23 protein-coding genes are annotated in these 19747 nt (G+C 67.5%); 13 read left to right on the top strand and 10 right to left on the bottom strand.

Annotated features, from left to right (window positions below):
* Both phnH and phnG read right to left on the bottom strand, forming a co-directional pair.
* A complete protein-coding gene (phnH, locus tag EXV95_RS19490) occupies window positions 1-642 on the bottom strand; it encodes a phosphonate C-P lyase system protein PhnH (RefSeq protein WP_176888111.1) in 642 nt (213 codons plus the stop codon).
* Window positions 639-1151, bottom strand: coding sequence for a phosphonate C-P lyase system protein PhnG (gene phnG / locus EXV95_RS19485; protein WP_176888110.1), 513 nt, complete (start codon window positions 1149-1151; stop codon window positions 639-641). The genes phnH and phnG overlap by 4 nt, the downstream gene beginning before the upstream one ends.
* A gap of 75 nt (window positions 1152-1226) precedes the next feature.
* Between phnG and phnF the strand changes: the two genes are divergently transcribed.
* The 5 genes from phnF to EXV95_RS19460 are packed head-to-tail and all read left to right on the top strand — an operon-like array spanning window position 1227 to window position 5024.
* A complete protein-coding gene (phnF, locus tag EXV95_RS19480) occupies window positions 1227-2009 on the top strand; it encodes a phosphonate metabolism transcriptional regulator PhnF (RefSeq protein WP_176888109.1) in 783 nt (260 codons plus the stop codon).
* Window positions 1996-2724, top strand: coding sequence for a DUF1045 domain-containing protein (locus EXV95_RS19475; protein ID WP_176888108.1), 729 nt, complete (start codon window positions 1996-1998; stop codon window positions 2722-2724). The genes phnF and EXV95_RS19475 overlap by 14 nt, the downstream gene beginning before the upstream one ends.
* A complete protein-coding gene (gene phnN / locus EXV95_RS19470; protein WP_176888107.1) occupies window positions 2721-3326 on the top strand; it encodes a phosphonate metabolism protein/1,5-bisphosphokinase (PRPP-forming) PhnN in 606 nt (201 codons plus the stop codon). The genes EXV95_RS19475 and phnN overlap by 4 nt, the downstream gene beginning before the upstream one ends.
* 36 nt (window positions 3327-3362) lie before the next feature.
* Window positions 3363-3785, top strand: coding sequence for an arsenate reductase (glutaredoxin) (gene arsC / locus EXV95_RS19465; RefSeq protein ID WP_176888106.1), 423 nt, complete (start codon window positions 3363-3365; stop codon window positions 3783-3785).
* A 39-nt stretch (window positions 3786-3824) separates the two neighbouring features.
* The gene (locus EXV95_RS19460) at window positions 3825-5024 is read left to right on the top strand and encodes an MFS transporter (RefSeq protein ID WP_176888105.1); all 1200 of its coding nucleotides are present in this window, start codon (window positions 3825-3827) and stop codon (window positions 5022-5024) included.
* Between the two features lie 20 nt (window positions 5025-5044).
* On the opposite strand, the gene EXV95_RS19455 is transcribed toward EXV95_RS19460, so the two are convergent.
* On the bottom strand, window positions 5045-5701 hold the full coding sequence (locus EXV95_RS19455; protein ID WP_255484807.1) for a DNA-3-methyladenine glycosylase I: 657 nt from the start codon (window positions 5699-5701) through the stop codon (window positions 5045-5047).
* An 82-nt stretch (window positions 5702-5783) separates the two neighbouring features.
* On the opposite strand from EXV95_RS19455, the gene EXV95_RS19450 reads away from it, so the two are divergent.
* From EXV95_RS19450 to EXV95_RS19440, 3 genes are read left to right on the top strand one after another with little or no spacing between them, the layout of a single operon-like run.
* Complete coding sequence (locus EXV95_RS19450) at window positions 5784-6956, top strand: aminopeptidase (protein WP_176888103.1); 1173 nt, start codon at window positions 5784-5786, stop codon at window positions 6954-6956.
* Window positions 6949-7356, top strand: coding sequence for a polyhydroxyalkanoic acid system family protein (locus tag EXV95_RS19445; RefSeq protein WP_176888102.1), 408 nt, complete (start codon window positions 6949-6951; stop codon window positions 7354-7356). Before EXV95_RS19450 ends, EXV95_RS19445 begins: the two co-directional genes overlap by 8 nt.
* 17 nt (window positions 7357-7373) lie before the next feature.
* Complete coding sequence (locus tag EXV95_RS19440) at window positions 7374-8078, top strand: nitroreductase (RefSeq protein WP_176888101.1); 705 nt, start codon at window positions 7374-7376, stop codon at window positions 8076-8078.
* A gap of 21 nt (window positions 8079-8099) precedes the next feature.
* On the opposite strand, the gene EXV95_RS19435 is transcribed toward EXV95_RS19440, so the two are convergent.
* Window positions 8100-9161 carry an ornithine cyclodeaminase gene (locus EXV95_RS19435; protein ID WP_176888100.1) on the bottom strand — a complete coding sequence of 354 codons (1062 nt, stop codon included), beginning with the start codon at window positions 9159-9161 and terminating at the stop codon, window positions 8100-8102.
* 219 nt (window positions 9162-9380) lie between these two features.
* On the opposite strand from EXV95_RS19435, the gene EXV95_RS19430 reads away from it, so the two are divergent.
* A complete protein-coding gene (locus EXV95_RS19430) occupies window positions 9381-10301 on the top strand; it encodes a hydroxymethylglutaryl-CoA lyase (protein ID WP_121507749.1) in 921 nt (306 codons plus the stop codon).
* A 62-nt stretch (window positions 10302-10363) separates the two neighbouring features.
* Here EXV95_RS19430 and EXV95_RS19425 read toward each other — a convergent pair whose 3' ends face one another.
* Complete coding sequence (locus EXV95_RS19425; protein ID WP_055397012.1) at window positions 10364-10618, bottom strand: acyl-CoA-binding protein; 255 nt, start codon at window positions 10616-10618, stop codon at window positions 10364-10366.
* Window positions 10619-10767: 149 nt separating this feature from the next.
* Between EXV95_RS19425 and EXV95_RS19420 the strand changes: the two genes are divergently transcribed.
* Both EXV95_RS19420 and EXV95_RS19415 read left to right on the top strand, forming a co-directional pair.
* The gene (locus EXV95_RS19420) at window positions 10768-12402 is read left to right on the top strand and encodes a wax ester/triacylglycerol synthase family O-acyltransferase (protein ID WP_176888099.1); all 1635 of its coding nucleotides are present in this window, start codon (window positions 10768-10770) and stop codon (window positions 12400-12402) included.
* Window positions 12399-12995 (top strand): DUF922 domain-containing Zn-dependent protease, encoded by a 597-nt coding sequence (locus EXV95_RS19415; RefSeq protein WP_176888098.1) that lies wholly within the window; start codon window positions 12399-12401, stop codon window positions 12993-12995. The genes EXV95_RS19420 and EXV95_RS19415 overlap by 4 nt, the downstream gene beginning before the upstream one ends.
* Window positions 12996-13032: 37 nt before the next feature.
* Here EXV95_RS19415 and EXV95_RS19410 read toward each other — a convergent pair whose 3' ends face one another.
* A complete protein-coding gene (locus EXV95_RS19410) occupies window positions 13033-13890 on the bottom strand; it encodes a LysR substrate-binding domain-containing protein (protein ID WP_176888097.1) in 858 nt (285 codons plus the stop codon).
* Window positions 13891-13977: 87 nt separating this feature from the next.
* On the opposite strand from EXV95_RS19410, the gene EXV95_RS19405 reads away from it, so the two are divergent.
* On the top strand, window positions 13978-14358 hold the full coding sequence (locus EXV95_RS19405) for a tautomerase family protein (protein ID WP_055396973.1): 381 nt from the start codon (window positions 13978-13980) through the stop codon (window positions 14356-14358).
* A gap of 22 nt (window positions 14359-14380) precedes the next feature.
* Here EXV95_RS19405 and EXV95_RS19400 read toward each other — a convergent pair whose 3' ends face one another.
* A complete protein-coding gene (locus EXV95_RS19400) occupies window positions 14381-14965 on the bottom strand; it encodes a TetR/AcrR family transcriptional regulator (protein WP_176888096.1) in 585 nt (194 codons plus the stop codon).
* A 99-nt stretch (window positions 14966-15064) separates the two neighbouring features.
* On the opposite strand from EXV95_RS19400, the gene EXV95_RS19395 reads away from it, so the two are divergent.
* Window positions 15065-15532 carry a nuclear transport factor 2 family protein gene (locus EXV95_RS19395; RefSeq protein WP_176889115.1) on the top strand — a complete coding sequence of 156 codons (468 nt, stop codon included), beginning with the start codon at window positions 15065-15067 and terminating at the stop codon, window positions 15530-15532.
* A gap of 64 nt (window positions 15533-15596) precedes the next feature.
* Here EXV95_RS19395 and EXV95_RS19390 read toward each other — a convergent pair whose 3' ends face one another.
* From EXV95_RS19390 to EXV95_RS19380, 3 genes are all read right to left on the bottom strand, one after another.
* The gene (locus EXV95_RS19390; RefSeq protein WP_176888095.1) at window positions 15597-17243 is read right to left on the bottom strand and encodes a tannase/feruloyl esterase family alpha/beta hydrolase; all 1647 of its coding nucleotides are present in this window, start codon (window positions 17241-17243) and stop codon (window positions 15597-15599) included.
* 169 nt (window positions 17244-17412) lie between these two features.
* Window positions 17413-18486, bottom strand: coding sequence for a helix-turn-helix transcriptional regulator (locus EXV95_RS25085; RefSeq protein ID WP_176888094.1), 1074 nt, complete (start codon window positions 18484-18486; stop codon window positions 17413-17415).
* A 156-nt stretch (window positions 18487-18642) separates the two neighbouring features.
* A complete protein-coding gene (locus EXV95_RS19380; RefSeq protein WP_176888093.1) occupies window positions 18643-19740 on the bottom strand; it encodes a M14 family metallopeptidase in 1098 nt (365 codons plus the stop codon).
* Window positions 19741-19747: the final 7 nt, after the last annotated feature.

Below are 19747 nucleotides of genomic sequence, written 5' to 3'. Positions count from 1 at the left end.
TCAGGCCTCCTGAAGGGCAGTGGCACCGCGCGTTGCCCGCGTGGTGCGTGGCAGACCCACGATGTGGTCCGCAGTGGCCAGCAGCAGATCCACACCACGTGGAAACACCCCATGGTTGGCCGCCCACTGGGCCTCGAAGTCGTCGGGCAGGCCATCCACCTGCAAGGCCGCCACATCCCGGATGCCGGGGCCGCGCAAGTGCCATGCATCACTCGCGTCCGTCGTGGTGGCGGCGGCACGCGATACATCGACCACGCAAGTCGCTGACTGATCGGGGTAGATGTCGGTACCCAGGGCCAGACCGTTCAGGGCAGGCAGCGCATCACCCTGCGCCACCCACACAAAACGGGCTTGCGCAGCGTCGGCCACCAAAGTACAGCCTGTGTGAAAGCGCAGCCAGGCACCGGCATCACTGGCTGCCAGCCTGGGCGAGAGCCACAGCGTGCAGTCGCTGTCGAGCAGCGCCAGCAGCACGGCAGCCGATGCGGCATGCCCCACAGCGGGCGTCTGCGCGTCGTGGTCTACCGCCACCGTGCGGCCGGGGTGCGACAGCGCCTGCAGTACGGCGCGGAATACCGCCTGGCTGCCAAAGGCTTCGTTCGAGAATCCGGCACCCAGCGATGCCAAGGGGTTCGTGCTCATTCGGTGTCCTCGTCGTTGTCGGCACCGCTTTCGCGCGCCACGGTGAAAAAGTCCACCTTGGTGCTGGCCGCACGCGCCTGGCGCTCGGCCTGGGTGTTGCGCAGGTGGTTACGGATGGGTTCGAGCAGTTGTGCGTCCAGCACCGGTTGCTGAACAGGGTCTTGCAGCAGCGCATCGGCCAAGGCCGCCAGCTGCACCTGGCGGTGCGACCGTCCCAGCACGTAGGCCACGCCCACAGTGGCCTCGGCGGCGTCCGATGCGTCGGCCACACGCAGCGCGCAGCGGGTGACGGTGACCTCGCCCAGGTTGAAGCGCTCGCCCGTGCCACCGGCGCGGCCCTGCACCATCATCAGGCCGGTCTCTGGCGCACGCAGCCAGCGCGCGGGGCGCATGGCATGCTCGTGCAAGGCAGATTCGAGCAGCCCCAGCGGCGCCCGGGCCAGCAGCGCCATCCAATGCGCGCGGCCCAGGGGGCGGCCCGGCCCCGGGTTGTCAAAGGCTTGAAACATGGAAGTGGTACCCTGAAAGTTGTATAGACAAATTGAACAACTGGCGCCAGCTTAAAGAGCGCGCATGTAGGTTTCATGACAGCCAGCACCACCTCTCTCACGACCTCGCTGCAGGTCCCGCAAGCACCACCACTGCGCCCTGCGCGCGACAGCTTCTGGACGCGCATAGCCGCCGAGCTGGCCGAGGCCATCGGCAGCGGCGTCTATCCGCCAGGCCAGCGACTGCCCTCGGAGCACGCGCTGGCCGAGCAGTTCGGCGTGAACCGCCACACCATCCGCCGCTCGCTCGCCAGCCTGTGCAGCCAGGGGCTGGTGCGCATCACGCAGGGCAGCGGCACCTATGTCGAAGACTTTGCGGTGGACCTGGTGCTGGGCAAGCGCACGCGCCACCAGCAGGGCCTGGCGCAGGCGGGGCTGCGCGGCAGCCTCGTGGTGCTGCAGGCCCAGACCACACGCGCCACAGCAGCGCTGGCCAAGGCGCTGCAGGTGCCCGCGCGCAGCCCGCTGCTGGCACTGCGCGTTCGGGGCGACGCCGAGGGCCAGCCCCTGCACATCAGCGAGCGCTACTTTCCCCTGCCCCGCTTCGAGAACCTGGCGGTCGTGGTGCGCGAAACGGGCTCCATCACCGCCGGCTTCACCGCCCACGGCGTGGCCGACTACACGCGCCGCGAAAGCCGCATCACCGCCGAGCTACCGAGCGCCGAAGTAGCCGCCCAGTTGCGCCAGCCCACCTCACGCCCCGTGCTGCAGGTAGAGAGCCTGAACGTGGACCTGGCAGGCACGCCCATCGAATGGGCCCGCGCCTGGTTTGCGGGCGACCGCGTGAAACTGACCATTGACCACGATGAACACGCCTGAAATGCCACCCACCCACCACCGCTATGCGGTCTATTTCGCACCCAACCCGGGCAGCCTGGGCTGGCTGGCCGGCAGCCACTGGCTGGGGCGCTGCGCTGCGCTGCTGCAGCCGCTGCAGCAGCTCGCCATCGACGGCGTGGCGGCGGACGACCTGCACCGCCTGACCGCAGCGCCCCGCCGCTACGGCTGGCACGCCACACTCAAGGCGCCGTTTGCACTGGCACCCGGCACCGACTGGATCACGCTGCACCAGGCCGTGCAGTCCGTGGCGCGCGGGCTGCAACCCTTTGTGCTGCCGCCCATGCAGGTGCAGCGCATCGACGACTTTCTGGCGCTGGTGCCCCCGGCGTTGCACCCCGCCAATGCGCAGATCCAGGAGACCGCCGCCACCTGCGTGACGGCGCTGCAGCCCTTGGCAGCGCCCCTGTCCGAGGCCGACCTGGCCCGGCGCCGTGCAGCGGGGCTCACCGCCCGGCAGGACGCGCTGCTGCAGCAATGGGGCTACCCGTTTGTGCTGGACGAGTTCCGATTCCACATGTCGCTCACCGGGAGTCTGGCGCAGGTGGACCCGCCAACGCAGGCGCTGGTGTTCGAGGCCGCGCAGGAGTTCTTCTCGGACCTGCCCATCCTGAAGTTCAACAGCCTGGCCTTGTTCGCAGAGCCTACGCCCGGCGCGGACTTTGTGCTGCTGGACCACCTGGAGATGGGCGCATGACCACCGGCAGACTGATTTACTGCATGGGTCCATCGGGTGCGGGTAAGGACAGCCTGCTGGACTGGTTGCGGGCACACCTGCCCACCCCGTGCCCCGTACACTGGGCGCAGCGCACCATCAGCCGCTCCGCCATGCCGGGTGGCGAAGCCCATGAAAGTGTGTCGCCCGAAACGTTTGTTGCTTTGCGCCACGAACTGGCCTTTGCCCTGCACTGGGAAGCCAACGGCCTGGGCTACGGCGTGCGGCATGCACAACTGGCGCCGCTGGCCCAAGGCCACTGGGTGCTGCTCAATGGCTCGCGCGCCTACCTGCCCCAGGCCCTGGCGCGCTTCCCGGACCTCGTGGCGGTGCACATCACCGCCAGCCCGCTGGTGCTGCGCGAGCGGCTGCTGTCGCGGGGCCGCGAGACGCGCGAAGAGGTGGAGGCCCGGGTGCAGCGCGCGCTGGCCTACAGCCCGCCGCCGGGCGCGGCCAGCCTGGAGGTGCACAACGACGGCGCGCTGGGCGATGCGGGCCAGCAACTGTTGAACGCGCTGGAGCAGTTGCCGGGCTGGCCCCTGCACAGTGGCGAACTTTCACGGCAACAACCTGCCTATTCATAACCCTTGCCATCCCGTCAGCCATCCACAGCACCCACCATGACTGCCATCACCATCTATCACAACCCCAAATGCGGCACGTCCCGCAACACCCTCGCCATGATCCGCAACAGCGGCGTGGAGCCCGAGGTCATTGAATACCTCCAAACCCCGCCCGACCGCGCCACGCTGGTGGCGCTGATTGCTGCCACGGGCGAGCCGGTGATCAACGCCGTGCGAACCAAGGAAGCGATCTTCAGCGAGCTGCAATTGGATGCACCGGGCGTCACCGACGCACAGCTCATCGACGCGATGCTGCAGCACCCCATCCTCATCAACCGCCCCATCGTGGTCACGCCCCTGGGCACGCGGCTGTGCCGCCCGTCCGAGAAGGTGCTGGACATCCTGCCCGCGCCCCAGCAAGGCGCCTTCACCAAGGAGGATGGCGAAGTCGTCATCAACGCGCAGGGCCAGCGTGTCTGAGACCACCGCACACCCCCATGCCGTAGCGCGCCGCGCGGCATGAGCGCCGCGTCACCACGCTGGACCGTGGCGCGCCTGGGCACGGCCCAGACGCTGGCCTGGGCCTCGTCCTACTACCTGCCTGCCATGCTGGCCGCGCCCATGGCGCGTGACCTGGGTGTGGCCACTCCCACGGTGTTCGCGGCGTTTTCCGTGGCGCTCATCGTGTCGGCGCTGCTCGGGCCTTTCGCGGGCCGAGCCATTGACCGCCATGGCGGCCGCCCGGTGCTGGTGGGCACCAACCTGTTGTTTGCCGCCAGTCTGTCCGGCATGGCGCTGGCGCAAGGCCCGGTGGGGCTGTTTGCCGCCTGGGTGCTGATGGGCGTGGCCATGGGGTCGGGCCTGTACGAGGCCGCTTTTGCCACGCTGGTGCGGCTGTACGGCCAGGGCGCGCGCAGCGCCATCACCGGCATCACGCTGATCGCGGGGTTTGCCAGCACCGTGGGCTGGCCGCTGTCGGCCTGGATGGAGACGCAGTGGGGTTGGCGCGGAGCGTGCGCGGGCTGGGCCGCATTGCACTTGCTGGTGGGCGTGCCGCTCAATGGCTGGCTGCCACGCGCCGCCGCCGCAGACAAGGCCCCCGAACCATCGACGGACGCCATCGCAGCGCCCACCACAGAACCGGCCGTATCCGCCCCGCCCACTCCAGCACATCCGCTGCGCACCACCGTGCTGCTGTCCTTTGTGTTTGCGGTCACCTGGTTCACCAGCACAGCCATGGCAGCCCACCTGCCGCGCCTGCTGCAGGCCAGCGGTACGTCGCTGCAGGCGGCAGTGGCAATGGCCGCGCTGGTGGGCCCTGCGCAGGTGGCGGCACGCCTGCTGGAGTTTGGTTTTCTGCGCCGCCTGCACCCGCTGCTGTCGGCCCAGCTGGCTGCCGCCGCACACCCCGTGGGCGCGGGCCTGCTGATGGTGCTGGGCGGGCCTGCTGCGGCAGCATTTACCGTGCTGCACGGGGCAGGCAACGGGATACTGACCATTGCCAAGGGCACGCTGCCACTGGTGCTGTTTGGGCCAGCAGGCTATGGCGCCCGCCAGGGCCTGATGATGGTGCCCGCCCGCGTGGCGCAGGCGTTTGCACCGGTGCTGTTTGGCATGCTGCTGGACAGCGCCGGGGCGGCCGCCCTGTGGCTCACCACACTGCTGGGCCTGGCCGCGTTGGGAGCGCTGTGGCTGCTGCGGCCCATGGCGAGGGCCTGAACGAGCTATCAATCCATCGGTCAGCCGCGCGGCACCACAAACTCCTTCCGCGCCGCGAGCGCTGCGGGGCGCGAGTGACAGCCTTCCAGGTGGTCGTTGACCAGACCCATCGCCTGCATGAAGGCGTACACCGTGGTGGGGCCTACAAAACTCCAGCCCCGTTTCTTCAGGTCCTTGGACATGGCAATCGATGCGGGCGACGTGGACAGGGTGCGCGCCACTTCGCGCGTGATGCGCTCGGGCCGGTCGGTGGCAGCGGGCTCGTAGCGCCAGGCGTAGTGCGCGAGCGAGCCGAACTCGCGCTTGAGCTCCAGAACGCGGCGCGCGTTGTTGATGGAGGACTCGATCTTGCCCCGGTGGCGCACGATGGCAGCGTCCAGCACCAGGCGCTCGACATCGCCCGGGCCGAAGGCCGCAACCTGCTCGGCATCGAAGTTCGCAAACGCGGCGCGAAAACCCTCGCGCTTGTTCAGGATGGTGAGCCAGCTCAGGCCCGACTGAAAGCCCTCCAGGCAGATCTTCTCGAACAGCCGCCGGTCGTCCGCCACGGGGAAACCCCACTCGTGGTCGTGGTAGTGGCGGTAAAACGGCGTGGCCTGGCACCAGATGCAGCGTGGGCAACCGGCCTCGTCGGCAAACAGGCCGGCAGGCAGGTCGGGGGTGGGTTCAGCGGTCATGCGCTGCATTCTAGAAACCGCACCGGCCACACTGCTGACACCCCTTCAAACGCGCCGCGCAATCTGCCCATAAACTGCCCACATGCGCCAGCTTCTCCTCCATCTGCGAGCAGTATCTCCCCTCATGATCAGCCTTGCCCTGGCGGGCTGCGCCAGCACCACCGGCCCCACCAGCATGCTGGGCTACTACTGGCAGTCGGTGCAGGGGCACATGCAGATCATGCAGGCGGCCGAGCCCATCGACCGCTGGATCGCCCGCACCGACATCCCACCCGCCCTGCGCGAGCGGCTGCAACTGGCGCAGCGCGCCCGTACCTTTGCCGTGGCCGAGCTGGGCCTGCCTGACAACGCCAGCTACCGCCGCTATGCGGACCTCAAACGCCCCGCCGCCGTCTGGAACGTGGTGGCCGCGCCGCCGTACTCCCTCACGCTGCACACCTGGTGCTTCCCGGTGACGGGTTGCATTGGCTATCGGGGCTACTTCACCGAGGCTGCCGCGCAGGCCGAGGCGGCGGAGCTGGCCACACAGGGCCTGGAGGTGGAGGTGTATGGCGTGCCCGCGTATTCCACGTTGGGCTATATGAACTGGGCGGGCGGCGACCCACTGCTGTCCACCTTCATAGCTTGGCCCGAGGGCGACTTCGTGCGCCTACTGTTCCACGAGCTGGCGCACCAGGTGGTCTATGCCAAGAACGACACCTTGTTCAACGAGTCCTTTGCCACGGCGGTGGAGCGCATCGGCGTTGCGCAGTGGCTGGCAACCCAGTCCACCCCGGAGGCCCGCAAGGCCTTTGCCACCAGCGAGGCACGGCGCAGCGCCTTCCGCGCGCTGACCCGTGCCACGCGCGCTCGGCTGGCAGCCATTTATGAACAAAAAGAGGCTCTAGCGCTGGATGATCAAGCGCTAGCAGCTATGAAAAGTGAAGCAATGGAGGCTTTTCGCACCGGCTACGCAGCCCTGCGCACGCAATGGCTGGACACATCCAGCGGGGGGGCACCCCAAGCCACCACCGCCCAGGTGGCGGGCTACGACCGCTGGGTGGCCAAGGCCAACAACGCCAGCTTTGCCGCCCAGGCTGCCTACGATGAACTGGTGCCCGCGTTCGAAGCCCTGTTCGAACGCGAGGGCCGCGACTGGCCCCGGTTTTATGATGCCGTACGGCAACTGACGCAGCAGCCCCAGCCACAACGGCACGAGGCGCTGCGCGCCCTTCTATCTGATACCCAACACCTCAAGGAGACACCCGGTGCCTGACATCCATATCCACCGCGACCACCACCTGGGCTTCAAGGAGGCCCGCAAGGTCGCCTTCTCCTGGGCCGAAAAGGCCGAAGAAAAATTCGACATGGAGTGCACCTACGAAGAGGGCGAGACGGAAGACCTGCTTACATTCACCCGCTCGGGCGTCAAGGGCACGCTGCTGGTGGATGCACACCAATTCGAGATGAAGGCGCAGCTCGGTTTTCTGTTCGGCGCGTTCAAGGACCGCATCGAGGCCGAAATTGGTGAACAGCTCGACGCCCTGCTCAATGCACCCCACCCCGGCACCAAGAAGCCCGCTGCCGACAAGAAGAAGCACGCAGCCGAGGCAGGCGCAGACAAGCCGGGCACCAAGGCGGCGGCCAAACCTGCCGCCAAAGCCAAGAAGGCCTAGCCACCAGGGCCGTCACCATGACATCCACCGCCACGGACACTGCCGCCCACAGCCCGGCGTTTGACACCCTCTCCACGCTGCTCCACACCCGCTATAGTTGCCGCGCTTTTTTGCCCGAGCCGCTGCCGCGCGCCACCATCGAAGCCATCCTGGCCACCGCGCAACGCACGGCCTCGTGGTGCAACGCGCAGCCCTGGCAGCTCACCATTGCCAGCGGCGCCACGCTGGATCGCCTGCGCAGCGCGCTGCAGTCGCACATGGCCACCGCAGCCCCTGCGCCCGACCTGCCCTGGCCACGCGAATACCGGGGCGTGTACCAGGAGCGGCGGCGCGAATGTGGCTGGGGCCTGTACGAAGCCCTGGGCATTGCCAAGGGCGACCGCGAGGCCTCAGCGCAGCAGGCGGCGCAGAACTTCACGATGTTCGGCGCGCCCCATGTGGCCATCGTCACCAGCGACGAGGCGCTGGGCGTCTATGGCGCAGTGGACTGCGGTGCGTATGTGAGCAACTTCATGCTGGCTGCGCACAGCCTGGGCGTGGGCTCCATCGCGCAGGCGGCGCTCGCGTCCTACCCCGGCGTGCTGCGCGAGGTACTGGGCATTGGCGAGGACCGCAGCATCGTCTGCGGCATCTCGTTGGGCATGGCAGACCCTGCTCACGCGGCCAACCATTTCCGCACCACACGCGCCGATCCGGCCAGCAGTGTGGTGTGGCGAGACTGAGAGGGCGTGACCGGACGGACGTCAGGCGGCAGCGCGCAGCAGGGGGTTGTGCGTGCGCAGCAGCCCAAACAGGTTCTTGGGGTCTGACAGCTCCGGGATGAGTTCGATGGGTTGGCCCATGCCCAGCTCGGTGGCCGCATCGCGCAAGAATCGCAGTGCAGAAAAGTCCTCCAGCGCAAAACCCACGGAGTCGAACACCGTCACCGCCGCATCGCTGGCCCGGCCGGTGTGCTGACCTGCCAGCACTTCCCACAGCTCGGTCACCACAAAGTCGGCAGGCAACTGCTGGATGTCGCCTTCGATGCGTGTCTGCGGGGTGTATTCCACAAACACCTGGGCCTGGCGCAGCACGTCGGCGTGCAGCTCGGTCTTGCCGGGGCAGTCGCCGCCCACAGCGTTGATGTGCATGCCGGGCACCAGCATGTCGGGCGTGAGGATGGTGGCGTTGGTCTTGTCAGCCGTCACCGTGGTGACGATGTCGGCACCGCGCACGGCCTCGGCCGTGCTGGTGCAGACCACGGTGCGCAGGCCCGTGCCTTGCAGGTTGGCCTGCAGCTTGGCAGTGGCGGCCGGGTCCGTGTCAAACAGCCGCAGCGTGGTGACGCCCAGCAGGTGGTGGAAGGCCAGCGCCTGGAACTCGCTTTGGGCGCCGTTACCGATCAGCGCCATGGTGCGGCTGCCAGGCCGCGCCAGGGCGCGGGCGGCCACGGCCGACATGGCGGCGGTGCGCAGGGCGGTGGTGAGGGTGAGTTCGCTCAGCAGCAACGGCGCGCCGGTGGCTACATCGGCCAGCACGCCAAACGCCATCACCGTCGGCAGGCCCCAGCGCGTGTTCTTGGGATGGCCGTTGACATACTTGAACGCATAGGTCTGGTCGTCGGCAATCGGCATGAGTTCGATCACGCCATCGCGCGAATGGCTGGCCACACGTGCGGATTTGTCGAACGCGCCCCAGCGCAGAAAGTCGGACTGGATGTAGTCGGCAATGCCGCGCAGGAAGGCCTCGACGCCTTTGCGCTGCACCAACTCGACGACATCGGGCGCACTGAGGTAGAGGGTGGAAAAGTGGTTCTTGGAAGGCATGGTGCTTGTCTCCAGGTGGGATACAAGCAGTGTCCCGGAGCAACGCAGCAATGGGAATTGCCCAAACTGCCGCATGTTGTGGAGTGGTTTGCCGGTATGGCAGAACAAATTGCCACTTTGCACAATCGTCGGCCCCAGCGCCATGGGGGCATGGGGGCATGGGGGCGCTATCCTCCCGCATCCGGCACATTCCACGCACGTCCGACAACATTCCGCACCATGACGCAACCCCAAGTCCTCATCAGCGAAGTCGGCCCGCGCGATGGCCTGCAGTCCGTCAAAGCCACCATGCCCACGGCCGACAAGCTGCGCTGGATCGACGCCCTGGTGGCCGCCGGGCTGCGCGAGATTGAAGTGGGCTCGTTCGTGCCTGCCCGCCTGCTGCCCCAGATGGCCGATGTGGCCGAGGTGGTGCGCCACGCGCTGACCCACCCTGGCATCACTGTGATGGCGCTGGCCCCCAACCTGCGCGGCGCCGAGGCGGCCCTCGCGGCAGGTGTGCACAAGGTCACGCTGCCGGTGTCGGCCAGCGCCGCCCATTCGCTGGCCAATGTGCGCAAGACGCGCGAGGCCATGGTCGAGGAAGTGCGCGCCGTGGCCCACCTGCGCGACGCGCAGGCCCCAGGCATGCTGGTGGAGGTGGGGTTGTCCACCGCCTTTGGTTGCACCCTGCAGGGCGAGGTGCCCGAGGACGACGTGATCTGGCTCGCGAGCCTGTGCGCTGAGGCCGGGGCCGACGAGGTGGGCCTGTCGGACACCACCGGTATGGCCAACCCGGCCCAGGTGCGCCGCCTGTTCACGCGCCTGCGCGCCGAGCTGGGCGCCAAGGCCGGTGCGGCCCACATGCACAACACCCGGGGCCTGGGCCTGGCCAATTGCCTGGCGGCCTACGACGTGGGGGTGCGCACGTTTGATGCGTCACTGGGTGGCCTGGGCGGCTGCCCCTATGCGCCGGGCGCGTCGGGCAACGTGGTGACGGAAGACCTGGTGTTCATGTTCGAAGCCATGGGCATTGCCACGGGGGTAGACCTGGAGCGCCTGATGGCCGCACGCGCGCCGCTGCAGGCGGGGCTGCCAGGAGAGCCGGTCTACGGCATGACGCCGGAAGCGGGACTGCCCAAGGGGTGGGTCCAGCGTTAGGCACCTTTGCCCCCAAAGAAAAAGGCGACCGAAGTCGCCTTTTTCTTTGGAGTACCGCCGTATCAGCTCAGCGAGGTGATCAGGTCCACATACTGTTGCTTGGCCTCGTCGGCACCCGTGCCCTTGAGCTTTTCCCAGGCGTCCCACTTGGCACGGCCCACCATGTCGGAGAAGCTGGGCTTCTTCTCGGTGTTGTCGCCAGCGGTGGCTTGCTTGTACAGCGCGTAGATCTTGAGCAGCGTGGCGTTGTCGGGACGCTCGCTCAGGTTCTTGGAATTGGCCACGGCGGCTTCGAAGGTGGCGTTGAGGTCGGCCATGTCGGTGTGCTCCTTGAGATCTTTGGGGGGAGGGAAAGAACGGTGTCGGCAAGGGTTTGCTGCGTTGTATCTTACGGGCTGAGCACAGTCTGGGACCGCTCAATCCATAGAGGCAAGTCCCCAAAAATCAAACAACAGGTGTACATCCGATGGTGACCCGCATTCCAGCCCCCCGCAAAGCCACTCCGGGCAAAGGCTCCAGCCCCCTGCGCACGATGCGCAACCAGGCCCCCGAGGTGGCGCGCAAGGCAGCACAGGCACTGCCCCCAGCCGCCCGAAAAGCTGCCACCGTGGTACAGAAGAACGTGCGCCGCGCAGCCACTGGCATGCTGGGCCTGTCTGGCGAACGCATGACCAAGGTAGACACCGCCTGGCTGCGCATGGATTCGCACAGCAACCTGATGATGATCAACGGGGTATGGACCCTGTCGCCCGGCATCACCTGGGACGCCCTGTGCGACCGCGTTCAGCAGCGCCTGCTGCAGTACCCGCGCTTTCGCCAGCGTGTGGTGGAAGACGCGGCGGGCGCCACCTGGGTGGAGGACCGCAACTTCGACATCGCCGCGCATGTGCTGCGCGAGAAGCTGCCCCACCAAAAAGGCCACAGCATGCAGCGCGCGCTACAGGACCGTGTGGGCGAACTCGCCATGCAGCCGCTCGATACCCGGCGGCCGCTGTGGCAAATGCACCTGATCGAAGATTTTGTGGGTGACGACGGACAGCCCGGCAGCGCGCTCATCGTGCGCATCCACCACTGCATTGCGGACGGCATTGCGCTGATCTCGGTGACCATGTCCATCGTGGACGGCGGCGCCGAACCGCCCAAGCGCACCCGCAAAGAGCGCGAGCAGGCCGCCACGGCCGAGGACTGGATTGCGGACGCGCTCATCAAGCCCTTTACCGACATGACGGTGAAGGCGCTGGATCTGGCCGGTGACGGCGCAGCCAAGTCGTTCAAGATGCTGAGCGACCCCGAGAAGACCATGCACCATGGGCTGGCTGGCACCATGGACATGGCACGCGTGGCCTACCAGTTGGTGAGCGATGCCGCTGCCCTGGCGCTGATGCCCGACGACTCACCCACGCGCCTGAAGGGCCAGCCTGGCAGCGCCAAACGTGTGGCCTGGTGCCCGCCCATCCCGCTGGAAGAAGTCAAGGCCATCGGCAAAGCGCTCAACTGCTCCATCAACGACGTGCTGCTGTCGTGCGTGGCGGGCGCCATCGGTGGCTACCTGCGCAGCCAGGGCGACGACCCCACGGGGCAGGAGATCCGCGCGATGATCCCGGTCAATCTGCGCCCCATGGAAGAGGCATGGAAGCTGGGCAACCGCTTTGGCCTGGTGCCGCTGGTGCTGCCGATTGGCGTGGCCAACCCCGTCGAGCGCGTGTACGAGGTGCGCAAGCGCATGAACGCGCTCAAGGGCAGCACCCAGCCCATCCTGGCGTTTGCGATGCTGGCCGTGGCTGGCCTGATGATCAAGCCCGCGCAGGATGCGCTGCTCAACCTGTTCGGCCGCAAGACCACGGCGGTGATGACCAACGTGCCCGGGCCCAAGGAGCAGCTGACACTGTGCGGCTCACGCGTCACCCAGTGCATGTTCTGGGTGCCGCAGTCGGGAGACATTGGCCTGGGGGTGTCCATCCTCAGCTACGGCGGCGGCGTGCAGTTTGGCGTGATCACCGACACCACGCTCTGCCCCGAGCCGCAGCAGATCATCGACGCGTTTGCGCCCGAGTTTGACCAGCTGTCGCTGCTCATGCTGATGCTGCCGTGGGGCGAATGAACCGGGGAGCATCGGTGGTGCTGAGGGCACGCTTGGTGGACCTTGCCGGGGTGCTGGTGGCCCTGGTCTGCGCGGGCGCCGCCCATGCCGCCGTCACGGAAGAACATATCCAGCAGCCCTACCCGGTGCGCGTCCAGCCCGGCGAGACCCTGCGGCAAGCGCTGAACGCCGCCACACCCATCACCGTCGACGGCCAGCGCTTTCACGGCTACACCCGCTGGAACGTGCGCTGGACCTTTCTCTGGTGGCGCGAGGCATCGGGCCGCTGCACCATCACCGAGGTCACCACCCGGCTGCGCACCCAGGTGCAATTGCCCGAACTGCACAGCGCCACACCCGCCCAGCAGGCGGTGTTCGACCGGTACCTGAGCGCCTTGTCCCGCCACGAACAGGGCCATGTCCAGTTCGGGCGCGATGCGGCGCAGGCCATTGACGAGGGCATTGCCGCACTGCCTGCTGCCCCCGACTGCGCGGCGCTGGAGCGCCAGGCCAACACGCTGGGCCACCGCCTGCTGCGCGAACACGCGGAGCGCGAGAAGCAGTACGACCGCGACACGCGGCACGGCTCATCGCAAGGCGCCAGGCTGGAGTGAAAGGCCGGGTCCATCAACAAGCGTACAGGCTTGTGCGCTATCCCCGCACCGCGCTGCGAAAGGCCGCCGACAACGCTGTCAGCGCATCGCGCGGGCGGCTGTCCTGGGTGCGTGTGTGCAGCAGCACCGGCAGGCGCGGCAGCGCAGGCAGCCCCAGGCGGGCACCCACATCCACCGCCCCCAGCGGCAGCATGCGCGGCGCCAGTGCCGCCACGCCCAGCCCGGCCATCACGGCCGCAGCCACGGCAGCAACGCCTCCACCCACAAACACCTCGGCCCAGGCGATGCCCGCAGCGTCCAGCGCCTGCCCCGCCATCGCCCGCACACCGCAGGGCTCGGCCAGCGTGGCCAGGGGCAAGGGCTCGCCCGCACGGTGCTGCCAGCCGGGGGCGGCGAACCAGCCGAAGGGCTCTTCGGCCAGCAGCTCGCCATCGCTGCGGCCCACGTGCATGCGGGCCAGCACGGCATCCAGCTCACGCCGGTCGTAGCTTTGTAGCAGGTCGCCCGACGAGCCGATGCGGATCTCGATGAGCAGCTGTGGGTCTTGCTGGTTCATGCGGGCGATCAGCGCGGGCAGCTCCGGCCCGGCCACATGGTCGCTGATGCCGATGGTCAGGCGCTGGCGGGCCTGGGCGAACGTGGCAAGGGCGCGATCGTGCGCGGCCAGCAGTTCACGCGCATGCTCCAGAAATGCCGCGCCCCGGGCCGACAGCTGCACGTGGCGCGGCGTGCGCTCGATGAGGCGGCAGCCCAGCCGGTCCTCCAGCCGCTTGAGCTTCAGACTCATCGCGCCCTGCGCCGTGCCCATGGCTTCGGCTGCGCGCGTGAAGCTGCCCAGCTCGGCAATGCGCACAAAGGCTTCGACGGCATCCAGATCCAGGGATCGCTCAACCATTTAAATTTGATATTTTTGAAATAGATATCCATAGCATATTCATATGGATAGGATTTCGCCAGCATCTTGTTCAGAAAGGATCTTGCGATGCCCCTCATCCACATTGCCATGCGCGCCGGCAAGCCTGCGGCCTACCGGCAGGCGATCTTTGACACGCTGTACCGCGCCTTGCGCGAGACCTTCAACGTGCCCGAGGACGACCAGTTCATGACCATCACCGAGCACGACGCCGCCAACTTCCGCTACAGCCCCACGTACCTGGGCGTGGCCCGCAGCGACGACGTGGTGTTCATCCAGATCACCGCCAACAACACGCGCGGCCTGGAGCAGAAAAAGGCGCTGTTTTCGCGCACCGCGCAGCTGCTGGGTGAGAGCCCAGGCCTGCGGCCCGAGGACGTGTTCATCAACATTGTCGAGGTGGCTAAGGAGAACTGGTCCTTCGGCCACGGCCTGGCGCAGTACGCGTGAGGTGATGCGCGGCACCGGGACACTAGGGGGCAAGGCCCGCCAGCAGGCGCTCCACGCTGCCCAGCACCGCCTTTACAGGCTCGCCCATCTGCACACGCACGATGGCGCCCTCCACCACCAGCGTCACGGCCTGCGCGTCGCGCACCCTCTGTGCGCCAGGGGGCAGCAGGGTGGCCAGAAGGTCCGTCATCTCATGCTTGTGGCGCTGTGCAATCTCCATCACCTCCGGCACCGTGCCGCCCAGCTCGCCCACGCTGTTGATGAAAGCGCAGCCCCGGAAGTCATCGCGGCCAAACCATTCGGCCAGCGTGGCCACCAGCGCATTCAGGCCGGACGCACCACCACGCTTTGCACCCCCATGGCGCTCCAGGGCCGCAGCAAACCATGCGATCCAGCCTGCATGGCGGTATTCAAGATAGGCGCAGATGAGATCGTTCTTGCTGGGGAAATGCCGGTAGAACGTGACCTTGGTGACCCCCGACTCGGCGATCACGCGGTCGATTCCCGTTGCACGGATACCGTCACGGTAAAACAGCGCGTGTGCGGTCTGCAGCAGGCGGTCGCGGGCAGGCAGGTCTTTCCAGTCAGAAGGCGGCAGGGGAATCATGTGGGCATTGTAGACAAGTCTGTCTACATTTCGCTATGATGCGATGTAGACAGACTTGTCTACCAATTCCTCTTGACCCACTACCCCAAGGTGCTGCCCATGGAAACCCGTCCGCCTCTTCCCCCCTTCTCCCTGCAAACCGCCATCCAGAAAGTGCGCCTGGCCGAAGACGGCTGGAACTCGCGCGACCCTGCCCGCGTGGCCCTGGCCTACACCGAAGACACACGCTGGCGCAACCGCGCCGAGTTCCCCGTGGGCCGCGAGGCCGCCCGGCAGCTGCTGGAGCGCAAGTGGACGCGCGAGCTGGACTACCGCCTCATCAAAGAGCTCTGGGCGTTCAGCGGCCACCGCATCGCTGTGCGGTTCGCCTACGAATGGCATGACGACGCGGGCCAGTGGTACCGCAGCTATGGCAACGAGAACTGGGAGTTCAACGATGCGGGCCTGATGGCTGTGCGCCACGCGAGCATCAACGACCGCCCCATCCAGGCCGCAGACCGGCTGTTCTTTTGGCCGCTCGGGCGTCGGCCGGACGACCATGCGGGGCTGAGCGATCTGGGACTGTGAGCCCCAGACCGTGGGCTGCGCGCAGGACACCCGCAGCGCAGCCCGCCATCCGCCCCCTGCACCATCAGGTCGCCGAGCAGGTAAAGCTCTCCGCCTTGCTCACGTCACCCGTGCCGTTGTAGCGCGGGAACTTGGGGTACTCGCACACCGGGCGCTGGGCTACGGGCGTGGTGGTGCCAGGTGCGAACTTGGTGGCCACCAGCTTGTCGGGCGCCGTGCCTTTTTCCACCCAGGCGTCCATGGCGGCCAGCAGGTCGATGGAGCGGGGCTCGGTGCCCGCGCCGTCCAGGTCATGCCCGTTGGAGGGCGAGGTGACCATGCGCGCAAAGCTCTGCACCTTGCTGGCGCCCAGGCGCTGCTTCACCGTGTCGAGGTACTCCACCGTGCGGTACATCGACACGCAGGTGTCGCCCGCGCCGTACCAGATCAACAGCTTGCCGCCGTTGTCGGCAAAGGCAGCAATGTCCGGGTCGGTGCCGTCGATCATCTCGGCCAGGCGGCTGTACTGCGCCTGGTACTGCGTGGGGTCGTGGCTCAGGATGTTGGCGTTGGGGTTGCCCTCCACCAGGCGCGCAGCCGCCGTCACGGCCATGTGGTTGAACGAATCGGGGGCATCGAAGCTGGTGCCGAACATGTACGACTGCCAATCGGACGTGGACGCGCCGCCCCGGCCAAAGCGCGGATAGCCCACCGCGCCGCGCGACAGGGTCAAGGGCGTCTTGTGGTCGCTGTAGATGAGGCGGATGGATTCGATCTGACCGGCCGTGAGGCAGCTGTCGCTGTCCGCGCCCTGGCACAGCAGCTCGGTGGGCACGTAGTTGCAGGCCTCGACGTTGCCGATGATGCCGTCCTTCAGACCGTCCAGCCCGTCGCACGCGGCCGTCTCGGCCTTGGCGTAGAGCGCGATCTTGGCGGGGCTCATCCAGTTCTCACGGCTCTTGAAGATGTGGCGCAGCACCGTGGGGCCCAGGTTGACCTGGTGCGCCTGCTGGGCGATAGCGGGCTCCATGGCCACCACGCCGTCGTAGTCCTTGGGGTACTTCTGCGTGGAGATCAGACCTGAGCGCCCGCCGTTGGAATGGCCCATGTGGTAGCGCCGCACAGGGCGCTTGCCGTAGAACTCGGTGGCGATGGCGGTGCCCACCTCCAGCACAAAATGGTTGGCGTCGAACGCATGGTTGCGCAACGCCACATCGCTCTTGCCCCAGGCAAAACCCTGGATCTGGTGGCCGGAGTCGGAGCTGATCTTCACATACGGATTGGCCGATGGGCCCACCAGCTGCTGGTACCACGGGTCGTCCGTGGGGATAAACCCGTCGAAGCCGCCACCGCCGATGGTCAGCGTCTTGCTGTTCCACTGCGCCAGCGTGGGCAGTTCCACCGCCCAGTTGATGGTGGAGTCGGGCGAGGACACGATCTGCCCGCGCACGATGCACACGTCGGGCAACGTGCCCTCGGCCTTGCGCAGCTCGGTGCGCGTGAGCTTGGCGCCATGGGGTAAGGTGGTTGACGTGTAGGCAGCGCAAGCTTCTGCCAGGGGCTTGCTGGCCAGGGGCGCCGGAGCATCGTTGCCGCCGCCGCAGGCGGTGAGCGCCAGGGTGGCTGCAGCGCCCATGCCGCCCAGGGCGCGCGCGGGCCATCGGCCCAGGGGTGCCGCGAGTGCTGTGCGACGGGGTTGCGCCACGGCGGCGCGGGTGGGGTTCGGGAACATGCGGAAAGTCTCCTGTGGTGTGTTGTTCTCAGGAGCCCAGCTTGCGGCGGCGGCACCGCAGTCTCTGGGACTCCGGTGCGGACGATAGAAAAAGAAGCTGCCGCTGCGGCCTCTGCAAATGCAGAGGGAGCGGGAAACTACCGAGCCCGCACAGCGGCGGGCCACCGCCCTACGCGTTGCGCAGCGCCGCCACCAGTTCCAGCTTGTTGCGCACGCCCAGCGCTGCGTAGGCGGTGCGCAGGTAGGTGCGCACCGTGGCGGGCGTGAGGCCCAGCGTGGCCGCAATGTCCTTGTGCGATTGCCCCTGGGCGTAGAGCATGGCCACGCTCAGCTCACGCGGGGCCAGCGCCTGCTTGTGCTGGCGCGATGCGATGCTGAGCGCCACCAGCGGGCCGCAGGGCTCTAGCCGCAGGCGGCAGGCCTTGCCCAGCGCCAGGTTGCAGGGCGCGCCGGGCAGCGCCTGCACCACGGCCGGTGGCAGGCGGGTGCCCGCCCATTCCGGGTGGGCCGCGCGCAAGGCCTGGCTGATGCGCAGGCCCGCAAACAGCAGCTCCCCCGTGGGCTGGGCCAGCGCAAAGCTGTCCCAGGGGCGGCGGGGCGAATCATTTTGCAGGCGCTGCAGCCGGTGGTGCCAGTGCTGCAGCAGGTGCAGCACAAACTCGCCGAACAGCACGGTTTCGGCGTCGGTGAATTCGGTGCGTGTCTGCGGGCGGTAGACCGAGACAAAAAACATCAGCCCGCTGTGCGGCAGTTCGGCCGTGAGGGCCATGCAGTGGTACAGGCCGTGCCGCTCGGAGAAGGCCATCACCTGGGGGTCCTCGGGCAGCACGCCCACAACGTCGCGCTCGCGGATCACCTCGCCCAGGCGGCGCATGGACTGCAGCGCAAAGTCGTCCACAGCCGCCAGGGCATTCCATTCGTCGGCAAAGCCCCGGGCCAGGCCGATGCTGCCGTGCAGCCAGTTGCGCGGCGCCCCTTGCGCCCCTTGCGCCACTTGGGCATCCACGCCCTGCCCGGCACCGCCATGGGCCTCGCCGCCTGGCTCGCCCGCCGACACCTCGCCCCACCAGGCCGAGTCAAAAGGCACCAGTTCGCGCAGGGTCTGCAGCGCCTGGTGCAGCAGGTCTTGCGGTGGGGCCTGCTGGGCCTGTTCGGACAGCCGCAGCAGGCTGCGGCTGAGCGCCCGCAGAGGGGCAGCTGACGCCGCCTGGGGGGCATGGGGTGCCTGGGCTGCCAAGGCCATGGTGTCTCCTGGTTTTTGGGGCGATGGTAGCCGCCACGCCACAGCCACCCGCCCCATGCGCCCACCGGCCCCAGGAGACGTTTACTATTATTTTAGGAGCTATAAACCATTGGTGGAAGCGCGGAGATGGCCATTTTTATAAGGATTTTCAGCCCTTCAGCGCGCCAAACCGTCCACCGCCTGGAACATCGACTGCCGTGCCTGGCTGACGATCTGGCCCTTCCACACATCGGTGTCGGTGTAGAAGGCCGCCAGCATTTGCGCCTTGATCTGCGCGGCCTTGTCGGCGGGCGTGTCGGGGTGCAGGTTGAGCCATTGTTCGGCGCGGATGGCGTTCATCACGTCGAGCACGGGCACGGTGCCGTACTCCATGGCGATGCCGGTGTATTCGGCGTGCGGGCATTCGTCGTAGATCGAGGTCCACATCAGGCCGGTGAGGAAGGCCGACGTGGAGGAGCCGTCGTAGATCGACGTGACCGGCGTGGCGCCGCCGCCGTCCCACCAGGCGCGCGCGCGGGCCACGGCCACGGCGTCGTCATTGCCCGCGTAGATGCGCTCGCCATGGCCGCTGGGGCCCAGGCCCGTGTGCAAATCAATCCAGGCGATCTGCGACGCGGCTGCACCGTGCTGGCGCAGCACCTCGCGCAGTGTGCGGTTGCTCCAGGTGGGCTCGGTGCCGCCAAAGAAGATGCCTTGCGGAAACTCGTGCTGGCCCTGCGAGATGGCGGCCTGCCACGCGGCCTCGCCCTTGGTGTCGATGTACTGCTGCACAGCAGCCAGGTTGTCCGGGCCGGGCGGCCATTGCTCGGGCAGCAGCAGCGGCTGCACCTCGCGGTAGGCAGTGTTCACGGGCAGGGGCTTTGAAAAGTCCTGGAAGTTGCGGTTCAGGTCCACGTTTTCGTGCGTGAAGCGGCGCACATGCGAGAAGCCATACGGGTTGAGTGCATGGACGTAAAGCGTGGCCACGCCCGCTGCACGCGCCTTGTCGCGCCACTCCTGGTCGTGCAGCGCAAACACCTGCACGCCGCTTCCGCAGTAGCCTTCGGCGCCATGGCAGGCACTGCTCACGATGAGCAGCTTCTTGGCATCCGCCGGGCCGTCGCGCACCACGTCCATCGCCAGGTCTTCACCGTCACGGCCCTTGAGCGGGTGGGCGTGCGATTCGATGGGCAGGCCGGCGGCTGCGGCGGCCTCCAGAAACTTCTTGCGCGCCTCGGCGTAGCTGGGCGAGAAGGCTTCAACGATTCCGATCATGGACGGG

It is taken from the genome of Acidovorax sp. JMULE5, from assembly GCF_013376875.1.
In the GTDB taxonomy this organism is placed as follows: domain Bacteria; phylum Pseudomonadota; class Gammaproteobacteria; order Burkholderiales; family Burkholderiaceae_C; genus Acidovorax; species Acidovorax facilis.
This window is presented reverse-complemented; position numbering and strand designations above follow the sequence as displayed.

Bases quoted from the DNA above. Each gene is read 5' to 3' on its own strand.
- phnH (WP_176888111.1), bottom strand. From the start codon at position 642: ATGAGCACGAACCCCTTGGCATCGCTGGGTGCCGGATTCTCGAACGAA.
- phnG (WP_176888110.1), bottom strand. From the start codon at position 1,151: ATGTTTCAAGCCTTTGACAACCCGGGGCCGGGCCGCCCCCTGGGCCGC.
- phnF (WP_176888109.1), top strand. From the start codon at position 1,227: ATGACAGCCAGCACCACCTCTCTCACGACCTCGCTGCAGGTCCCGCAA.
- EXV95_RS19475 (WP_176888108.1), top strand. From the start codon at position 1,996: ATGAACACGCCTGAAATGCCACCCACCCACCACCGCTATGCGGTCTAT.
- phnN (WP_176888107.1), top strand. From the start codon at position 2,721: ATGACCACCGGCAGACTGATTTACTGCATGGGTCCATCGGGTGCGGGT.
- arsC (WP_176888106.1), top strand. From the start codon at position 3,363: ATGACTGCCATCACCATCTATCACAACCCCAAATGCGGCACGTCCCGC.
- EXV95_RS19460 (WP_176888105.1), top strand. From the start codon at position 3,825: ATGAGCGCCGCGTCACCACGCTGGACCGTGGCGCGCCTGGGCACGGCC.
- EXV95_RS19455 (WP_255484807.1), bottom strand. From the start codon at position 5,701: ATGACCGCTGAACCCACCCCCGACCTGCCTGCCGGCCTGTTTGCCGAC.
- EXV95_RS19450 (WP_176888103.1), top strand. From the start codon at position 5,784: ATGCGCCAGCTTCTCCTCCATCTGCGAGCAGTATCTCCCCTCATGATC.
- EXV95_RS19440 (WP_176888101.1), top strand. From the start codon at position 7,374: ATGACATCCACCGCCACGGACACTGCCGCCCACAGCCCGGCGTTTGAC.
- EXV95_RS19435 (WP_176888100.1), bottom strand. From the start codon at position 9,161: ATGCCTTCCAAGAACCACTTTTCCACCCTCTACCTCAGTGCGCCCGAT.
- EXV95_RS19430 (WP_121507749.1), top strand. From the start codon at position 9,381: ATGACGCAACCCCAAGTCCTCATCAGCGAAGTCGGCCCGCGCGATGGC.
- EXV95_RS19425 (WP_055397012.1), bottom strand. From the start codon at position 10,618: ATGGCCGACCTCAACGCCACCTTCGAAGCCGCCGTGGCCAATTCCAAG.
- EXV95_RS19420 (WP_176888099.1), top strand. From the start codon at position 10,768: ATGGTGACCCGCATTCCAGCCCCCCGCAAAGCCACTCCGGGCAAAGGC.
- EXV95_RS19415 (WP_176888098.1), top strand. From the start codon at position 12,399: ATGAACCGGGGAGCATCGGTGGTGCTGAGGGCACGCTTGGTGGACCTT.
- EXV95_RS19410 (WP_176888097.1), bottom strand. From the start codon at position 13,890: ATGGTTGAGCGATCCCTGGATCTGGATGCCGTCGAAGCCTTTGTGCGC.
- EXV95_RS19405 (WP_055396973.1), top strand. From the start codon at position 13,978: ATGCCCCTCATCCACATTGCCATGCGCGCCGGCAAGCCTGCGGCCTAC.
- EXV95_RS19400 (WP_176888096.1), bottom strand. From the start codon at position 14,965: ATGATTCCCCTGCCGCCTTCTGACTGGAAAGACCTGCCTGCCCGCGAC.
- EXV95_RS19395 (WP_176889115.1), top strand. From the start codon at position 15,065: ATGGAAACCCGTCCGCCTCTTCCCCCCTTCTCCCTGCAAACCGCCATC.
- EXV95_RS19390 (WP_176888095.1), bottom strand. From the start codon at position 17,243: ATGTTCCCGAACCCCACCCGCGCCGCCGTGGCGCAACCCCGTCGCACA.
- EXV95_RS25085 (WP_176888094.1), bottom strand. From the start codon at position 18,486: ATGGCCTTGGCAGCCCAGGCACCCCATGCCCCCCAGGCGGCGTCAGCT.
- EXV95_RS19380 (WP_176888093.1), bottom strand. From the start codon at position 19,740: ATGATCGGAATCGTTGAAGCCTTCTCGCCCAGCTACGCCGAGGCGCGC.